The 18,344-nt window shown below is 34.6% G+C and carries 16 protein-coding genes and 1 other annotated feature; of the genes, 15 read left to right on the top strand and 1 reads right to left on the bottom strand.

Annotated elements, in window-relative coordinates:
• Positions 1–6: 6 nt before the first annotated feature.
• From nuoI to spoIID, 10 genes are all read left to right on the top strand, one after another.
• Positions 7–426 (top strand): NADH-quinone oxidoreductase subunit NuoI, encoded by a 420-nt coding sequence (gene nuoI, locus B6K90_RS09625; protein WP_025568978.1) that lies wholly within the window; start codon positions 7–9, stop codon positions 424–426.
• On the top strand, positions 423–941 hold the full coding sequence (locus B6K90_RS09620) for an NADH-quinone oxidoreductase subunit J (protein WP_088012517.1): 519 nt from the start codon (positions 423–425) through the stop codon (positions 939–941). The genes nuoI and B6K90_RS09620 overlap by 4 nt, the downstream gene beginning before the upstream one ends.
• Entirely contained in the window at positions 938–1,252 is a 315-nt protein-coding gene (nuoK, locus tag B6K90_RS09615; RefSeq protein WP_025568976.1) for an NADH-quinone oxidoreductase subunit NuoK, read from the top strand. The genes B6K90_RS09620 and nuoK overlap by 4 nt, the downstream gene beginning before the upstream one ends.
• Before the next feature lie 17 nt (positions 1,253–1,269).
• On the top strand, positions 1,270–3,126 hold the full coding sequence (gene nuoL / locus B6K90_RS09610; protein ID WP_088012516.1) for an NADH-quinone oxidoreductase subunit L: 1,857 nt from the start codon (positions 1,270–1,272) through the stop codon (positions 3,124–3,126).
• Entirely contained in the window at positions 3,123–4,631 is a 1,509-nt protein-coding gene (locus tag B6K90_RS09605; protein WP_088012515.1) for a complex I subunit 4 family protein, read from the top strand. The genes nuoL and B6K90_RS09605 overlap by 4 nt, the downstream gene beginning before the upstream one ends.
• A 3-nt stretch (positions 4,632–4,634) precedes the next feature.
• Positions 4,635–6,131: an NADH-quinone oxidoreductase subunit NuoN gene (nuoN, locus tag B6K90_RS09600; protein ID WP_088012514.1), complete on the top strand. Its 1,497-nt coding sequence runs from the start codon at positions 4,635–4,637 to the stop codon at positions 6,129–6,131.
• Between the two features lie 178 nt (positions 6,132–6,309).
• Positions 6,310–6,546 (top strand): DUF1146 family protein, encoded by a 237-nt coding sequence (locus tag B6K90_RS09595; protein ID WP_025568971.1) that lies wholly within the window; start codon positions 6,310–6,312, stop codon positions 6,544–6,546.
• Positions 6,547–6,626: 80 nt separating this feature from the next.
• Positions 6,627–7,346: a YwmB family TATA-box binding protein gene (locus B6K90_RS09590; protein ID WP_088012513.1), complete on the top strand. Its 720-nt coding sequence runs from the start codon at positions 6,627–6,629 to the stop codon at positions 7,344–7,346.
• A gap of 32 nt (positions 7,347–7,378) precedes the next feature.
• A complete protein-coding gene (gene murA / locus B6K90_RS09585) occupies positions 7,379–8,683 on the top strand; it encodes a UDP-N-acetylglucosamine 1-carboxyvinyltransferase (protein WP_088012512.1) in 1,305 nt (434 codons plus the stop codon).
• 277 nt (positions 8,684–8,960) lie between these two features.
• On the top strand, positions 8,961–9,974 hold the full coding sequence (gene spoIID / locus B6K90_RS09580) for a stage II sporulation protein D (RefSeq protein ID WP_088012511.1): 1,014 nt from the start codon (positions 8,961–8,963) through the stop codon (positions 9,972–9,974).
• Positions 9,975–10,116: 142 nt separating this feature from the next.
• Here the strand turns inward: spoIID and B6K90_RS09575 are convergent, their stop codons facing one another.
• Positions 10,117–11,736, bottom strand: coding sequence for a peptide ABC transporter substrate-binding protein (locus B6K90_RS09575; RefSeq protein WP_088012510.1), 1,620 nt, complete (start codon positions 11,734–11,736; stop codon positions 10,117–10,119).
• A gap of 50 nt (positions 11,737–11,786) precedes the next feature.
• Positions 11,787–12,082 (bottom strand) — a binding site (T-box leader).
• A gap of 332 nt (positions 12,083–12,414) precedes the next feature.
• Here B6K90_RS09575 and B6K90_RS09565 point away from each other — a divergent pair.
• The 5 genes from B6K90_RS09565 to B6K90_RS09545 all read left to right on the top strand — a co-directional run bounded on the left by B6K90_RS09565 (position 12,415) and on the right by B6K90_RS09545 (position 18,344).
• Positions 12,415–13,209 carry a M23 family metallopeptidase gene (locus tag B6K90_RS09565; protein WP_167555332.1) on the top strand — a complete coding sequence of 265 codons (795 nt, stop codon included), beginning with the start codon at positions 12,415–12,417 and terminating at the stop codon, positions 13,207–13,209.
• 279 nt (positions 13,210–13,488) lie between these two features.
• Entirely contained in the window at positions 13,489–13,758 is a 270-nt protein-coding gene (gene spoIIID / locus B6K90_RS09560; protein WP_025569002.1) for a sporulation transcriptional regulator SpoIIID, read from the top strand.
• 156 nt (positions 13,759–13,914) lie between these two features.
• The gene (gene mreB / locus B6K90_RS09555; RefSeq protein WP_025569003.1) at positions 13,915–14,916 is read left to right on the top strand and encodes a rod shape-determining protein; all 1,002 of its coding nucleotides are present in this window, start codon (positions 13,915–13,917) and stop codon (positions 14,914–14,916) included.
• A 354-nt stretch (positions 14,917–15,270) separates the two neighbouring features.
• Entirely contained in the window at positions 15,271–16,602 is a 1,332-nt protein-coding gene (locus B6K90_RS09550; protein ID WP_088012507.1) for a UDP-glucose dehydrogenase family protein, read from the top strand.
• 218 nt (positions 16,603–16,820) lie between these two features.
• A complete protein-coding gene (locus B6K90_RS09545; RefSeq protein ID WP_235821768.1) occupies positions 16,821–18,344 on the top strand; it encodes a spore germination protein in 1,524 nt (507 codons plus the stop codon).

Here is an 18,344-nt window from a genome sequence, read left to right as displayed (position 1 = left end):
TGAGTCATGATTGGGTTAGTAAAAGGTTTAAAATATACTCTTCAAAATTTAACGCGCGAAAAAGTGACGTATGATTATCCAAATCAGCCGATTCCGTTACCAGATCGTTTTCGTGGAATTCAAAAGTTTTATCCAGAAAAATGTATTGTTTGTAATCAATGTTCAGCTATCTGTCCAACAGACTGTATTACATTGACTGGGAAAAAACATCCTGATCCTACGAAAAAAGGAAAAATTATCGACACATACGATATTAATTTCGAAATTTGTATTTTATGTGATTTATGTACAGAAGTTTGTCCAACAGAAGCGATTATTATGACAAATAACTTTGAACTTGCTGAATATTCACGTGATGAATTGTTTAAAGACCTTCAATGGCTTGATGAAAATGATCAAAACATTCGAAAGGAGAATAAAGCATGAGTGGTTTTGTAGTTGCTTTCTTTCTTCTTTCCTTATCGGCCATTTTAGGTGGCGTAATGATGTTAAACTCAACGAAAGTTATGCATATGATGCTTTCACTTGTTTTAACATTCATTAGCATTGCAGGGATTTATGTCCTTTTATCAGCGGAATTCGTGGCTGTTGTTCAAATTCTTATTTATTCAGGTGCAGTAACCATACTTATGATTTTTGGAATCATGTTAACGAAACATGATATTGAAAGTGAAAAGCCAAAAAGAAATTGGAGAAATATTGCTGCATTAATCGGTATTGTTGCATTTGGAGTCGTTATGTTTTTAGGTGTAAACGGACTTTCAATCGACGCATCAGATGTTGATTTAGCAACAAATAATACAAAAAATATTGGATTACAATTATTTTCAAATCATATCGTGCCATTTGAAGTAATGTCTGTATTATTACTAATTGCTTTAGTAGGTGCGATCATTTTAGCAAAATCAGATGTTTCAAAAGAGGAGGGTACGAAGGAATGAGTTCAGTTCCAATTAATGCTTATCTTCTTTTAGCGCTAATATTATTTTGTATCGGATTATATGGTGCATTAACAAAACGAAACACAGTAATCGTGTTAATTTGTATTGAGTTAATGTTAAATGCTGCAAATATTAATTTAGTGGCATTTAGTAAGCTTGGAGTAGCACCGTCTTTAACTGGACAAATTTTTTCATTATTTACAATTTCGGTTGCAGCTGCTGAAGCTGCAGTGGGCGTGGCAATTTTAATTGCATGGTATCGTCATCGTCAGACAGTTAATATTGATGAAGCTGATTCATTGAAAAGATAATTAGGAGGTGGAATTTGATGATGCAGTATGCTTGGCTTGTTCCGGTACTTCCGCTAATTTCCTTTCTAATCCTAATATTAGCTGGTACAAGAGGAAAGAAAGGTAGTGGGATTTTAGGAGCAACTTTAACAGGAATCTCATTCATCATCTCCTTGTTCGTCTTATTTGACCGTCTACAAGGGGATACAGTGCAGAAATTATATACTTGGTTAACAATTGGAAATATCGATATTCACGTTGGATATGTAGTAAATGCACTAAATGCGTTAATGCTAGTAATCGTTACGTTTGTTAGTACATTAGTACATATTTATTCAACAGCATATATGGAAGAGGATGACCGTATCACAGTGTTCTTCGCATACTTAGGCTTATTCACATTTGCGATGTTAGCACTTGTTATTTCACCTAGTATTCTACAACTTTATGTATTCTGGGAGTTAGTAGGTTTAGGTTCATTTTTACTTGTTGGTTTCTACTTTTACAAAGAAGAAGCAAAAGCAGCGGCTAAAAAAGCGTTCATTATGACAAGAATAGGGGACGTTGGTTTATTTATTGGGATGGTACTTTTATTTTGGAAGACAAAGAGCTTTGATTTCGATCAAATTTTCAATGTAATCCAAGGTGGACAGGTAAGTAGTGGCATGTTAACACTTATTGCTATTTTAATTTTCGTAGGAGCAATGGGTAAATCAGGTCAATTCCCACTTCATACATGGCTTCCTGATGCGATGGAAGGTCCAACACCTGTTTCTGCATTAATTCATGCAGCAACAATGGTAGCTGCCGGCGTTTACTTAGTAGCAACGACTTATCCAATCTTTATTGCTAGTGGAACTGCCTTAACTGTTGTTGCGATTGTCGGAGGATTTACTGCGATCTTTGCAGCAAGTATTGGACTTGTGCAAAGAGATATTAAGCGTGTACTTGCATACTCTACAGTCAGTCAATTAGGTTATATGATGCTTGCGTTAGGTGTAGGGGGATATACAGCAAGTATTTTCCACTTAACTACTCATGCATTCTTTAAAGCATTGTTATTCTTAGCTGCAGGTAGTGTTATTCATGCTGTACACACTCAAGACATCTTTAAAATGGGCGGATTACGTCAGAAAATGAAATGGACATCTGCACTATTCTTAATCGGTACATTAGCCATTACGGGTGTACCATTACTATCTGGTTTCTTTAGTAAGGATGAGATTTTAGCAGCAACTTGGGAAAATGGAAATTACGTTTTATTCGTTGTTGCTTTAATTGCGGCATTCTTTACTTCATTTTATATGTTCCGATTATTTTTCTTAGTCTTTACTGGCGAAGAAAAAACAAAAGGTGCCCATGAGTCACCAATGTCAATGGTTCTTCCAATGTCATTATTAGGTATCCTTGCTATATTTGCAGGTTATATTAATACACCATTCTTTGGTCGTCACTTAAACGAGTTTTTATTAGATGGTGCTCCATTTAAAATTGTTGAGCATAGTCATGAGCCGGTTTGGGTTATGGTCGTAGCAACGCTTGTTTCTTTAGCGGGAATTACGCTTGCATATAATATGTATGGAAGAAAAACTAACGAAACTAAACAAGAAGAAAACGGATTATTTTATGAAATTCTTCTTAATAAATACTATATTGACGAATTATATAACGGATCGATCGTAAAAGGTATGTTTGCAATCGGACATGTAATGTTTGCAATTGAACGTTTTATAATTGAAGGGCTTGCTGTTCTAGTAAAAGGAATTGTAAGTAGTATCGGTGGAATTGGTTCAAGGCTTCAAAGTGGTCAAGTCCAAACTTATGGATTTATTACATTACTTGGTCTTGCTCTAATCTTATTAGCAATCGTTATGACAGGGGGGTACAACTTATGATGTCTCATTTCTTATTATGGGTTGTTTTCTCACCTCTATTGGGATTATTACTAGTTTCTTTTGCACCAAAGAATTCTTATAAGCTTTGGGCATTATTGACTTCGGTTTTATCATTTGCAGTTACTATACTTGCTTATATAGCAGGCCAAAATCATTCTAGTTTAAAAGATTGGAATATTTCATATGATTGGTTTTCATTTGGAAAATTTTTCGCTGGATCAACTAGATTGTTTCAAGTTAAATTTGAGCTTGGAGTAGATGGTCTATCATTAGTGATGATATTACTTACTGGTATTATCTCATTAATCGCTGTAATAGCAGGTTACTCAATTAATAAAGGTTCAAAGGGCTTCTATCAACTACTATTTATTTTACAAGTAGGTATGTTTGGTGTATTTGCAGCTCAGAACTTAGTATTATTCTTCTTATTCTTTGAATTAACGCTAGTTCCAATGTTCTTCTTAATTGGTAAATGGGGCCGATTTGATAGTGAACGTGCTGGATACCAATTCTTAATTTATAACGGATTAGGGTCTGCATTCTTATTATTTGTTATTGCTGTTCTATTTGCTCGTACAGGCACAACAAATTATGAAGTTTTAGCAAACATCATTCCAACGGGACAACAAACAATTAGTCCAATTTCAGAGCATTTAAAAATGGTTCTATTAATTTGTTTATTAATTGCATTTGCAATTAAACTACCATTATTCCCGTTCCATCGATGGATGGTGAATGTTCATACACAAGCAAATCCTGCTGTAGTTATCATTCACGCTGGTATCCTATTAAAAATTGGAACTTACGGTTTAATTCGTTTTGCTTTAGGGGTTTTCCCAGAGCAATTTGAAAAAATGTCGGTAGCTCTTGCGATTATTGGTGTAATTAATTTACTTTACGGAGCTTATATTGCTTTAATTCAAAAGGAATTACGTTCTGTGTTAGCATATTCAAGTTTCTCACACATGGGGATTGTTATTATTGGATTAGCTGCTATGAATAGCGCTGGAATTCAAGGAGCAATTTTACAATCAGTATCTCACGGGTTAATTGCTGCACTTCTATTTTTAATAGTTGGAATGCTAGAAAACCGAGGTGATACTACTAGTTTTGACCGTATTTCTGGTCTATCAAAATCTGCACCAAGACTAGCGGGCTTATTACTTTTTGGTGGTATGGCTTCTCTAGGTTTACCAGGTCTGTCAGGATTTGTTGGAGAGTGGCTATCATTTGTAGGTCTTTTCCAATCACATAAAGCTATTGCAACTGTTGGTACGCTAGGGATTATCTTAACAGCAGCTTATATTTTAAGAGCAATTCTACAATTAAGCTTCGGTAAAAGTAGTGAATTTATTTCATCATTCACTGATTTATCAAAACGTGAAGCAATCGCTGCAGTTATTTTAGTATTTGCGATTGCCCTGCTTGGTGTATACCCAGCTTTCATAAATGATATGATTGTGTCATCAGTGGACTTTATCATTCAAGGGATTAGAGGTGTATAGAAGATGACAGGAAAAGCATTATCTGAATTTCAATGGGGAACTATGGGTCCTGAGATCATTCTAGTAGCTGCTGCGCTTCTTCTATTAACTCTTGAACTCTTACTACCTAAAAATGCAAGTCGTAAAATAGTCGGTTGGGTTGGCTTACTAAGCGTTGTTGGATCACTTGTATGGTTAATCACACTTTATTCACATAAACCAATAAGTCTATTAGCGGGATCGTTCAAACTTGATTCGTTTGGGCTTCTCTTTAAAACTATTTTATTAATCGGAGCAATCTTAGTTTTATTACTTGCACTAGGTGATAAAACAATTGCAGAGCGCTCAGAATACTACACATTGTTTATTACAGCGTTAATTGGAGCAATGTATATGGCATCAAGTAGTGATTTAATTACACTATTTGTTGGATTAGAGCTACTTTCGATTTCATCTTACATTCTAGTTGGAATTCAAAAGAGAAGAGAGGGCTCTTCTGAGGCCGCACTTAAGTATGTAATTAAAGGTGGTATTTCAACTGCAATTACATTATTCGGATTAAGCTATACTTATGGCTTAACAGGTACAACGAACATTACTGAAATGAATATGGCACTTTCTCAAGGAATTCCAAGTAGTAATGAATTTCTAATGATTCTAGCGTTTGTACTAGTATTCGTTGGATTATCATTTAAACTTGCATCTGTTCCATTCCATATGTGGGCTCCAGATGTGTATGAAGGTGCTCCAACACCTGTAACGGCATTCTTAGCAACCGTTTCAAAAACAGGTGGATTTATTATCGTACTACGTATCTTCTTAGCGATCTTCACTGGTGCATTATTGATGAAAGAACAAAAATCTGTATTTGAAGTAATGCAACCAGTTATTGCTACATTGGCAGCGTTATCGATGATTATAGGTAATACAATTGCTCTAAAACAAGACAGTCTAAAGCGTATACTTGCATACTCTGGTATTGCACATGGAGGCTATGTTTTAGTTGCATTTGTAAGTATTTCACCATTTATGTTTGAGAGTATTTGGTTCTATTTATTAGCCTATACATTTATGACAATCGGAATTTTAACAATTGTTTATAATGTACAACAACAAAGGGGATCTGACTCATTATCATCATTTGCAGGTCTAATTAAAACGAACCCATTTTTAGCGATTACAATGACAATATTTGTTTTATCGCTAGCAGGTATCCCATTAACTGCAGGATTTATAGGAAAGTTAAATATTTTCATGGGGGCTTTCGTCCAAGTTAAAGGATATTATGTATTAGGTGGTATCTTACTATTAACAACAGTAGTATCTTACTTTTACTATTTTGGCATCCTTCAAAATATTTTCTTTAGAAGTGGTGAAGAGCGTAAAATAGTACTTCCTAAGACTCATCTATTCGTTATATTGGTTTGTGCTGTCTTAACAATTGTTTTAGGTATTAAACCATCTTTAGCATTAGACGTATTTCATAAGCTAGACATTGTGAAAGACTTCTTTATGGCGTAAAATAAATTTAAATTAAAAGTGTAGGGTGATTCCTACACTTTTTAATTTGTAGAGAAAATAAAAAAATTGGTTTTCAGACTGTTTGAATTGCATGTCACTAAAAATATAAAAGCTGAAGTTGAACTGCACAATCTGAAAGCTTTTTCTATAAAAATCGAGCGAATAGAGGACGTGGAAAATGGAAGCTTTAGTAGGAACAGAAGCGTTACTAGCAATAATTGTCCATTTATTTTTCATTATTTTAACTTGGTGGGCATTAACAGCAATTAAGTGGGAGAGTATTATGAAAAAAGGTCATGTCGCCCAAATTCGACTTTTTATGGTGCTATTGACGATTACGATTTCTTCTGCTGTAAGTAGTTTTTTCTTGGACTATCTTCAATATACAAAAAACATTACATATTTATTGAAATAATTTGTCAAAAAGTATGTTACGATGTACCGTATAAACCCCTCTCTACCTGTGAAAAATGGAAGTAAGAGAGGGGATTATTTATGAAAAAGACTATGTACTTATTATTAATTACTATTACTTTTGTTTCTGCACTTTTTTTTAATTGGGGTAAAATCGGTATGGCTGATACAGGTGTAGGCCAATTGAACCGTTTTGCAGACGTATTAAATAAAAAAGACATTTCGGTTACAAGTTGGAATTTATATGCAAGAGAAGCTAAAATGAATACTTCGGTGTCCAAAATAATCAGTAAATATAAAGAGGATTTTAAAAAATTTAAGTGGACTAAAGCTGACAATGGTAATAAAATAATTGGTACATTTAACCATCACTTGGTCACGGAAAGAATCGTTGTTACATCTACTAGCAATAACAGCAGCTATGTAATTTATGAACTCAGTGGGACTAAATGGGACCAACAGGTTGAAAAAGAAACAAATAAACTTATAAAGAACTCATTGGAAAATATTTTTAGTAAAGAACCCACTTTTTTTACTTGTATAAAGGGGACAATGGGTGGTAAACTTGAAGGTGTTTTGCAGGGTATAAAAAATGATTTTTTGGAGACTTTTAAAGCAACAAAAATTGAAGAAATAAAAGAAGGGGCATTCGTCTCTGTTTCAGCATATACTGAACAGTGGAATGACGCTCTGGTTGCAAATGGCAAAAAAATTAATTTACAAATTGCAATACGTGAAGACAATGTTGATAAATCAACGACAATTATTATTGGCACACCGATTATAACAGTAGAATATTGATAGATCTATTTTAGGACACGGAGGGGAAAAGTTTGGATAAAATCATTGTCCGTGGCGGGAAACAGCTTCAAGGCACAGTTCGTGTAGAGGGTGCAAAAAATGCTGTCTTACCAGTTCTTGCTGCAGCGCTACTAGCTAGTGAAGGAAAAAATATAATTCATGACGTACCAACTCTATCTGACGTTTACACGATTAACGAAGTTCTTCGTAATTTAAATACAGAGGTTGGGTTCAAAAATAATACAGTAACAGTTGACGCTTCAAAGGATTTACATGTTGAAGCACCATTTGAATATGTTCGTAAAATGCGAGCATCAATTCTTGTAATGGGGCCACTTTTAGCAAGAAATGGTCATGCACGAGTAGCGTTACCAGGTGGATGTGCGATTGGATCTAGACCAATTGAACAACACTTAAAAGGATTTGAAGCAATGGGAGCTCAAATTACGGTTGGTAATGGTTTTGTAGAAGCAAAATCAAACGGTCGTTTAAAAGGGGCAAAAATCTATTTAGATTTCCCAAGCGTAGGTGCAACAGAAAATATTATGTCTGCAGCAGCTCTTGCAGAAGGAACAACAGTTCTTGAAAATGCTGCTAAGGAACCTGAAATTGTTGACTTAGCAAACTTCATCAATGCAATGGGTGGTAAAGTTCGTGGTGCTGGAACAGGCACTATCCGAATTGAAGGTGTACCAACATTATTTGGTACAACTCATCACATTATTCCAGACCGTATTGAAGCTGGAACATTTATGGTAGCAGCAGCAATTACGAATGGAAATGTATTAATTGAAAATGCAGTTCCAGAGCACTTAAGCTCAGTTGTAGCGAAAATGCGTGAAATGGGAGTAACTATTATCGAAGAGGAAGAAGGTCTTCGTGTAATTGGTACTGACAATTTAAAACCTGTAGACATCAAAACAATGCCTCACCCAGGCTTCCCAACAGATATGCAATCACAAATGATGGCACTTCTATTAAAAGCTAATGGAACAGGCATGATTACTGAAACAGTATTCGAAAATCGTTTTATGCACGTGGAAGAATTCCGTCGCATGAATGCAAATATTAAAATTGAAGGTCGATCAACTATTATTCATGGACCAAATGATCTTCAAGGAGCTGAAGTAGCTGCTACTGATTTACGTGCTGCTGCATCACTTATCCTTGCTGGTCTTGTTGTTGATGGATATACTCGTGTTACTGAATTAAAACATTTAGATCGTGGTTATGTAAATTTCCATGAAAAGCTTGCTGCACTTGGAGCGGACATTGAACGTGTAAACGAACCAAGCACAGCTGTAGAGGAAGAAACACTAAAAGACTTACAAGCGTAAACTAAAAACTAATTCAAATGCCTGGCACTTTGTGTTACACCACATAGGGTCGGGCATTTTTGCATTTTCATGCAACTTTCTACTATCAGTTATAGGCAGAAACCTTATAAAATATTCTAAAAATAATAAAAAAATAATACAATTTGTTAAAAGAATCTAATTTGAAATCAATCTATATTGTTCTAAATGCTTGTCCATATACATAAATTAACTTTAGAAAGGGCAATTAGTTGAAAATTGTCATTTAAAGTTGTTTTGAAATGGATAGGAGGAAAATATGAAGTCATTTAAAACATTAATCACTGCAGGATTAACTACTTGCTCAGTCGTTATTATTATCCCTACATTGCTTGTTCTACCATTTCATAGCCATACAGATGGTAGATTGGTTGATCAGCTCCAGAAAAAAGCAAACCAAGTCGCAGCAGCGAACAAAAATGACAATCTAAGTATTGAAGTTTTTAGAACAAAAACACAAAAAGTTGAAAAACTACCAATCGAGGAATACGTATTAGGGGTAGTAGCATCAGAAATGCCAGCAAAATTTGAACCAGAAGCATTAAAAGCACAAAGTTTAAGTGCAAGAACATTTATCATCAAACGATTAAAAGAAGGGAAACCACTTGAAGAAGGTGGAATCGTTGATGATACTGTTAATTTTCAAGTCTTTCAGGACCGCGACGACCTCAAGAAAAGATATGGCGCACAATACGATAAAAACATTGCCAAAATAGAAAAGGCTGTAAAAGCTACTGAAGGACAAATATTAACATACAATGGACAACCTATAACTGCTTCATTCTTCTCCACAAGCAATGGTTACACAGAAAACTCCGAAGAATATTGGAAAACCAGTGTACCATATTTGAAAAGTGTACCGAGTCCTTGGGATTCCGTAGCTCCAGATTATATATCAACAAAAGCTTTTACAATAAGTGATTTTGAAAAAAAACTTAATGTAAAAATTAATAAGTCAGATATCGGGAAAGTTACATCAAGAACACAAGGTAAACGAGTAGAACGAGTGGCGTTTGGGAAAAAGACTCTTTCAGGAAAAGAAATTAGAGAAAAACTAAACCTACGCTCAACAGATTTTTCATGGGAGCGTAAAGGTAATGAAATCATCATTACAACAAAGGGTTTTGGCCATGGAGTAGGAATGAGTCAATACGGAGCAAACGAACTCGCTAAGCAAGGAAAAACATACGATGAGATCGTTAAGTATTATTATAAGGGAATTAACATTAATAAGCTTAGTAAGAAGGATTATGATGCATTGGAGAAGCTTTGAGAAAGGTACGGAAAAAAACAGACCTCACGAAGGTCTGTTTTTTTTTTTTGTATAGGCGAGTTAATTACAGTACTCTGGTTCAATTTCAATTAAGCGAGTCAGATAGATATGATTACTCTTCAATTCCACTTCTCTTTGGTCCTTACTGCTTCTCTGCATACTTATAATAAAAATAGCCAACGAATGGACGTACTTTTATGTTTGTTACATTTGATTTTTGCAAGTACACATAGCCAGCTTGGTAAACTGGAGCGATCGCAGCATCATCTAGTAAAAGGTCTTCTGCATTATGAAGGAGTTGAGTACGTTCTGATTCGTTTTGTAAGCTGATTGTATTGGCTTTTTGGACAAATTCGTCATATTGTGCGTTTTTATAATTTAATACATTTAAAGCTGATTTAGATGTGAATAGCTCTAAATAAGTCGTTGGATCCGGATAATCTGCACCCCATGTATCTAAAGAAAGATCATAGTTTCCTTGCTGACGCAATTCGAATTTTTGTTGTGCAGGTTGTACGACAATATTAACTGTTAAACCTTTTAAGTTCGTTTCTAATTGTGATTTTAGATATTCACCGATTTTACGTGACGTATTGCTATCACTAACTAGTAATGAAATTGTAGCTTTTGATTTACCACTTTCAGATAAAGTCTCTTTAAAGAGTGATTTAGCCTCCTCTAAACTTACTGTAGAAGGATGAGATGTTGAGCTAACAAAGTCCACACCTTTAGAGTTTTTTACTAAACCTTTAGGGATGATTCGGTCAGTAGGAATAGAACCATCATTTAATAACGTTTTACTAATATCCTCTTTATTAAAGCCATTTGCGATTGCCTTACGTACTTTTAGATTTGCTAAAAATGGATTTTTTTGATTAAAGCTAATGTAAGAGACAATTGGCATAGCTAATTTGTTTAATTCTTTATTCCCTTTATAACGATCGATCACATTTGAATCAATAATTGCTTGGTCTAGTTCACCAGTTTCATAGAGATTAACTGCAGTTGTTGTTTCTTTCATGATTTTGACGTCAATTTTATTTACATGGACATTCTTTTTATCATAGTATTGTGGATTTTTTGTCATTGTGAATCCAGCTTCATGATCCCATTTACTTACAACGTAAGGACCATTATATAAAGTAGTATTTGCTTCTAAACCATATTTGCTACCTTGCTCCTTAACGAATTTTTCATTTAGTGGGAAGAACATTGGTAAACTAGTCAGCTGAATGAAATATGGAATAGGGCGCTCAAGTTTAATTTGTAATGTTTTATCGTCTAATGCAGTTACCCCAAGTTTATCCACAGGTAACTTTCCTTGGTTAATTTCTTTTGCGTTTTCAATATCATATAAGTCGTATGCAAACTGAGCTTTAGTATTTGGATCAATTGCTCGTTTCATTGCAAAAACAAAATCCTTTGCAGTTACTGGATCTCCATTTGAATATTTAGCATCTCTTAAAGTAAATGTATAGACTTTACCATCCGTACTAACTTTATGTGATAAAGCAGCAGCTGGAACGTATTCTCCTTTTTCGTTTGGCATATATAGACCTTCCATTACACTATTAAGTGCGTTTAATGATGGTCCATCTAAAGCTAGTGAACTATCAAGACTTACAATATCTGAAGTATCCATTAAGTGTAGCGTATGATCATTTGACTTCGAAGCTGCCTGATTTGATTGTTGTCCACAACCTGCTAGTGCCAATGTGAGTAATAAAGTAATTGATACGAATCTTTTCTTAGTAAATATCATTTTATTTTCTCTCCTTATTTTTGGGTACAAAAAAAGAGTCCCCGCCTTATAGAAAGGACGAGGACTCCCGTGGTGCCACCTTAATTAGCCTAAAAACGTTTAGACTCACTTTACAGTATCAAAACAAATGAATTGAACTACCTTGTGACAAAAAGCAGTATCGAAACATGAGTTTGAATACCTGTCTCTTTTATCGGTGAGACGTCCGCCAAAGCCTACTGCATAAATAAATGGTTCGGTTTGGGTGCTCAGAAGCCCATTCAAAAATATGTCCGTACTGACTTGCACCAACCGTCAGCTCTCTGAAACTTTCATATAATCTACTCTTCTTCATCATCGCAAAAAATATATAATGACTGAAATAATTTTAAGTTTAAGTTTTTAATACATCGTACAAGCTTGTAGTGTGATTATATTTTGTAAAAAAGAAAAATGCAAGAAAAATATTTTATTAACTTCATAATTAGACTTATTAACTTATCCACAAATATTGTGTATAAATGTTGTGGAATTGTGGATAAATCGCTTTCATTTGTTAATATTTTTCTATTATTTTGTGGATTAGTGTGAATTAGTTTGAAATTGTGTGGAAAAATAAGAATTTTGTCGAACTAAAATTTTCTAAATTGCGTATATAATTCCAGAAAACTGTTGACAATGATTGCAGAGGTGATAAGGATGAGAGAGGAACAAAACAAAAAAACTTCTCAAAAAGTTATTAAAATGTTAAGAAAGCGTTGGGTAGTACCAGCAATTTATTTAGTGAGTGCAGCAGTAATTCTAACAGGTGCGTTATGGTATCAATACAGTAATGCTCCAACTCCAACAAAAACTGGAACTACAGTTGATACGAGAGAGCCTGAAGCAATTCCAGCTTCACAGCCAGAAGAAAAATTAACTTACCCAGTTTCAAAGGATGCAACAGTTCAAGTTAAAAGTCATTATTATGATGATTCTGCTTCAAAAAATGAGCAACAAGCATCTTTAATTCAAATGGATAATAATACTTTCACGATCAACACTGGTATGGATTTAGTTAATAAAAGTGGTAAAGAATTTGATGTGACTGCAGCTCTTAGTGGAACTGTAACAAAAGCTCAAAAAGATGCTGAGCTAGGATATGTAGTTGTAGTAGAAAGTGGTAACGGATTAGTTTCATATTATCAAAGCTTAAAATCTGTAAGTGTTGAACCAGGTACAAAAGTTTCACAAGGACAAGTTCTTGGCGCAGCTGGAACAGCTTTAATTGGCAAAGAAAATGGCATTCATGTTCACTATGAATTACGTAAAGATGGTGTAGCAATTAATCCAGAGAAATACCAAGGACAAGCGGTTTCATCAATTATTAGTTCTGAAAATACAAAAAGCGAAACAAAAGAATCTAATACAATGAATACTTCTGGAAATGTATCAGATGACAATGAAGAAGGTTCATCTAATAGCGATTCAGATGGAAATAAAATTCAACAATAATAATTAAGCATTTCACAAAGTGCCCAACACGTGGGAATCATACCCCATATGTGTTGGGCACTTGTTTTTTTCTGATAATTGTGCATAGTTAGACACTTTTGCTAATACAATGTTATAAACCCATCAAAGAGGTGTTTGAGGTGAGGAATCGTGGATTTTCTACCTAGTCAAAATAAATGTACCTCAGCAGGTCAGTCAGAGCAGGAAAAAGAGCAGCTTAGTCAGTCAAAACGAGTCTCATTTCACGCTTCTCACATCCATTTAGAGGAGGAGAGTAGTGTGCACGATTACATCAAAGAGAGAACGATCAAGATTGGGAAATATATCGTGGAGACGAAGAAAACAGTACGCGTAATAGCTAAAGAGTTTGGAGTGTCAAAAAGTACAGTACACAAAGATTTAACAGAACGCCTTCCGGAAATCAATCCAGATTTGGCAAATGAAGTAAAAGAAATATTGGATTATCACAAATCAATTCGTCATTTACGCGGTGGAGAGGCTACAAAGCAAAAGTATCAAAAAGAAGACGTTGAAAAAGTAACTAAATAGGTTTCTGAGCCTTGAAAACAAAATTAGAAATATTTAACCTCCTGTTCACAAATATTAATTACTAAAAGTAGTTCTTTATGGTAAAATTATATTTTGGTATGGAACGTATTCGGGGAACTGCTCATGAGTATAGTGAATAAGGAGGAGCCAAAAGGAATGTTTTCTAAGGATATCGGAATAGATCTTGGTACAGCCAATGTCTTAATACATGTTAAAGGTAAGGGAATCGTTTTAAACGAACCTTCTGTAGTTGCAATAGAGCGTAGTAGCGGTAAAGTTTTAGCAGTAGGGGAAGAAGCAAGCCGCATGGTAGGTCGTACACCTGGTAATATCGTAGCAATTCGTCCACTTAAAGACGGTGTAATTGCTGACTTTGATATTACTGAGGCAATGCTACGTCATTTTATAAATAAATTAGATGTAAAAGGATTCATGTCAAAGCCGCGTATTTTGATTTGTTGTCCAACAAACATCACATCTGTTGAACAAAAAGCAATTCGTGAAGCTGCTGAAAAAAGTGGCGGTAAACAAGTTTATCTTGAAGAAGAGCCAAAGGTTGCTGCAATCGGTGCTGGAATGGATATATTCCAACCAAGTGGTAACATGGTAATTGATATTGGCGGTGGGACAACCGATGTCGCAGTTTTATCGATGGGAGATATCGTCACCGCCTCTTCAATTAAAATGGCAGGGGACAAGTTTGATATGGAGATTCTAAACTATATCAAGCGTGAATACAAGCTACTAATCGGGGAGCGTACTGCAGAGCAAATTAAAATTGAAGTAGGTACTGTTTTCCCAGGTGCAAGGAATGAATCAATCGATATCCGTGGACGTGATATGGTAACTGGATTACCTCGTACAATTACTGTACAATCAGATGAAATCCAAAGAGCATTAAGTGAACCAGTTTACTTAATCGTACAAGCTGCAAAAACTGTATTAGAGCGTACTCCACCTGAATTATCAGCTGATATTATTGATCGTGGAGTTATTCTAACTGGTGGCGGAGCATTACTACATGGAATAGATATTTTACTTGCTGAAGAATTAAAAGTACCTGTTTTCATCGCTGAAGATCCAATGCAATGTGTTGCAGTAGGTACTGGAATTATGTTAGAAAATATTGATAAAATTCCAAGTCGTTATTTAAAATAAAAATCTCAGGCTTTTAAGCTTGATTACACACTGAAATCTCAAGTTTAAAAGCTTGGGATTTTTTTGTTCGAATTTTATTAGGATCAATTAACTTTTGTAAGGAAAGTGTTTAGGTTTTGTAAAGTTAAGTTGAACAAGAAGGTAGTCAAAGTCGGAATAGAGAAAAGGAAAGTATCAAAACTCTTGTTTAAAAAGCTCCATTTAAAGTCTAAATTAAGTATTTGTAAAACGGAGATTACCTAGTTAACCAGTACATATGATTTAATACGAAAACTCTTCCAATTTAAAAATATGTGAAAACCTCCTTTAGGATTGAAAAGGGAACAGATTAATTGTATAGGATGGGGATGAACCATGACGCATATAGTTGTTGCTGGTACGGGATATGTTGGTCTTACTACAGGAGTTTCATTTGCTACAGTTGGCTACAATGTAACGTGTGTTGATATTGATGTTGAAAAAATTGAATTACTACAAAAAGGAATTTGCCCTATTTTTGAACCGGGATTGAAAGAATCACTATTAGAAAATATTCTCCTTAATAAAATTGAGTTTACAACAAATTACAAAGCAGCTTATGGCAAGGCAGATATCATATTTATTGCGGTCGGCACACCAGAACTTCCAGATGGAACTGCAAATCTGCAATATTTAAAAGTTGTTGCAAAAGATATAGCTATTAATGCTAAAAAAAATCTCATAGTTGTCATTAAAAGCACTGTTCCAGTTGGAACGAATGAGGCAGTTAAGAAGATCATGTTGGAAAATGCTCCCCGACATTTAACAATTGATATAGTGTCAAACCCTGAGTTTTTAAGGGAAGGTTCTGCACTATATGATCTATTTAACAGTGATCGAATTGTCATTGGTTCCGAGAGTCAAAGTGCAACGGATTTGATAAAGGAATTATATAAATCATTTAATACTGCTATTTACACAACAGATGTAAGAAGTGCAGAAATGATTAAGTATGCATCTAATGCTTTTTTAGCTACCAAAATAAGTTTTATTAATGAAATTGCCATGATTTGTGAAAAATTGGATGCTGATGTTGATCATGTTGCTCATGGAATTGGGCTAGACCATCGAATCGGTTCAAAGTTTTTAAAAGCTGGAATTGGATATGGAGGATCTTGTTTCCCAAAGGATACGACTGCTTTAGTAAAAGAAGCTGAGCTAGTAGGTGTAGACTTAAAATTATTAAAATCCGTCATTACAATTAATAACCAACAGAAAATAAAATTATTAGAATTAACAAAATCACTTTTTGGAAATTTAAAAAATAAAGAAATTGCAATTCTAGGAGCAAGCTTTAAACCAAATACAAATGATATACGACATGCACCATCTATCGATATAATTAATCACTTCTTAAAAGAAGGCACTAAGATTACAGTATATGATCCATATGCCTTACCTGAATTAAGAAAGGTATTCGGGGACTCCATAAATTATTCAATTAATGTGAAGGATGCTATTCATGAAAAAGAGGCCACATTAATTTTGACTGAATGGAGAGAAATTGTAGAAACTGATCTCCAATTGTATGAGGAGCTAATGAAGATTCCGTTAATAATTGATGGACGTAATTGTTTTGAATTAAATAAAATTCAAAAAAGGAACATCCACTATTATTCAATCGGCCGAAAGCCTGTGAACCCAATTCCACAGCTTATTAGTAAATAGTTGGACTCTAAGCTGTAAGGATAAAACAAGCCACCAAAGAAGATCGTTCACCCTGGTTGGGAAAATAAAAAATTCTTATAATACTAGTTAAAGGGTGTCTCTATGAGACATCCTTTTTTGTGTACTAATATAAATCAGTTAGAAAACAATACATTAAATGAAATAATTTGGAAAAAGTATAAGAATGATAAGCCATGATAATGGGGTGGTAATAAAAAGTGTTTAACTACAAAGAAACCAATAGTGCAGCTACAAATAAAAAAATTCCATTTCAAAGTAATATATCGCGTTCTTTAAGTAAGGACATTTTAGAAAATATAAAAAGAATAAAAGATGATTTTGGAGATAGCTCCGACCTTGTGATTCGTCATGAAACACTTGGGGAAGGAATGCAGTATTCTTTTGCGACGATTCATATTGACGGAATTTCAAATGAGAAATTAGTGAACGATGGAATCATTAATAAAATCGTTCGAATTAATGCAGAAAAAGATACAACGCTGTCATTAACAGATTTAGAGAATGGGCTAAAAAGCGTAATCGCCGTTTCAAGTTTAAAATCACAATCAAGCTACACAAATCTCCTATCAGCATTACTAATCGGTGATACCGTTGTTCTTCTAGATCATGATAGTAATTTCTTAGTTGCATGTACAAAAATGGTGCAATCTAGAAGTATTTCAGAACCGTCAACGCAAACTGTAATCAGAGGACCAAAGGATAGCTTCACAGAAAGCTTACGTACAAATACTTCTCTAATTCGTAATAGAATTCAACACCCAGCACTCCGAATTGAATCAATGAAAATAGGGGAAGTAACGAGAACTGATGTAGAAATAATGTATATAAAAGGAGTTGTAGATGAAGAGTTATTAAAAGAAGTAAAACATCGTTTAGAGGCTATTAATGCAGATGAAATCTTAGAATCCAGCTATATTGAAAACTACATTCAAAACGACCAAAAGACCATTTTTCCTACAATGATTAATTCCGAGAGACCTGATGCTGTAGTAGGTAACTTACTTGAAGGACGTGTAGCTATTTTCACAGCTGGTACACCATTTGTCTTAATTATGCCAGCTACATTTACGCAGTTTTTTCAATCTCCAGAGGATTATTATCAAAGCTCCTATATTGGCACATTTTTAAGATTGCTTCGTTATATGTCATTTTGGACCGCTTTATTTGCACCTGGAATTTTCATTGCGATTACTGCGTTTCATCAGGCTGTAGTTCCAACGGTTTTATTAGTAAGCTTAGCTGCTCAACGTGAAGGTGTGCCTTTGCCAGCGATTGTTGAAGCTCTTGGTATGGAACTAATTTTTGAAGTATTACGTGAAGCTGGAATTCGAATGCCAAGAGCGGTTGGGCAGGCGCTTTCAATTGTTGGAGCCTTAATCTTAGGGCAAGCAGCTGTACAAGCAGGATTTGTATCTGCATCAATGGTAATCATCGTATCAATTACTGCGATTGCTAGCTTTACGATACCTTATTATAATATGTCAATTGCCGCTAGGATTCTTAGGTTTATATTATTATTGGCGGCAGCTTATATTGGGTTATTTGGAATGTTGATTGGTGGTTTAATTATATTATTACATATGTGTAGCTTGCGATCTTTTGGGGAACCATATTTTGCACCATTTGCACCATTCCGTATAAAAAGTCAAAAAGATACTATTTTAGTTGTACCTAGTCAAGGAAACATAAAAACCGTTAAAGAACAAAGTACTGGAGAATAA

Origin of the sequence: Gottfriedia acidiceleris, from assembly GCF_002128425.1 — a bacterium.
GTDB classification, from domain to species: domain Bacteria; phylum Bacillota; class Bacilli; order Bacillales; family Bacillaceae_G; genus Gottfriedia; species Gottfriedia acidiceleris.
This window is presented reverse-complemented; position numbering and strand designations above follow the sequence as displayed.

What these genes read in the sequence shown, in the direction of transcription:
- B6K90_RS09620 (WP_088012517.1), top strand. Translation starts at nt 423, where the DNA reads ATGAGTGGTTTTGTAGTTGCTTTCTTTCTTCTTTCCTTATCGGCCATT.
- nuoL (WP_088012516.1), top strand. Translation starts at nt 1,270, where the DNA reads ATGATGCAGTATGCTTGGCTTGTTCCGGTACTTCCGCTAATTTCCTTT.
- mreB (WP_025569003.1), top strand. Translation starts at nt 13,915, where the DNA reads ATGTTTTCTAAGGATATCGGAATAGATCTTGGTACAGCCAATGTCTTA.
- B6K90_RS09575 (WP_088012510.1), bottom strand. Translation starts at nt 11,736, where the DNA reads ATGATATTTACTAAGAAAAGATTCGTATCAATTACTTTATTACTCACA.
- B6K90_RS09550 (WP_088012507.1), top strand. Translation starts at nt 15,271, where the DNA reads ATGACGCATATAGTTGTTGCTGGTACGGGATATGTTGGTCTTACTACA.
- spoIID (WP_088012511.1), top strand. Translation starts at nt 8,961, where the DNA reads ATGAAGTCATTTAAAACATTAATCACTGCAGGATTAACTACTTGCTCA.
- B6K90_RS09605 (WP_088012515.1), top strand. Translation starts at nt 3,123, where the DNA reads ATGATGTCTCATTTCTTATTATGGGTTGTTTTCTCACCTCTATTGGGA.
- nuoK (WP_025568976.1), top strand. Translation starts at nt 938, where the DNA reads ATGAGTTCAGTTCCAATTAATGCTTATCTTCTTTTAGCGCTAATATTA.
- B6K90_RS09565 (WP_167555332.1), top strand. Translation starts at nt 12,415, where the DNA reads ATGAGAGAGGAACAAAACAAAAAAACTTCTCAAAAAGTTATTAAAATG.
- B6K90_RS09595 (WP_025568971.1), top strand. Translation starts at nt 6,310, where the DNA reads ATGGAAGCTTTAGTAGGAACAGAAGCGTTACTAGCAATAATTGTCCAT.
- nuoI (WP_025568978.1), top strand. Translation starts at nt 7, where the DNA reads ATGATTGGGTTAGTAAAAGGTTTAAAATATACTCTTCAAAATTTAACG.
- B6K90_RS09590 (WP_088012513.1), top strand. Translation starts at nt 6,627, where the DNA reads ATGAAAAAGACTATGTACTTATTATTAATTACTATTACTTTTGTTTCT.
- nuoN (WP_088012514.1), top strand. Translation starts at nt 4,635, where the DNA reads ATGACAGGAAAAGCATTATCTGAATTTCAATGGGGAACTATGGGTCCT.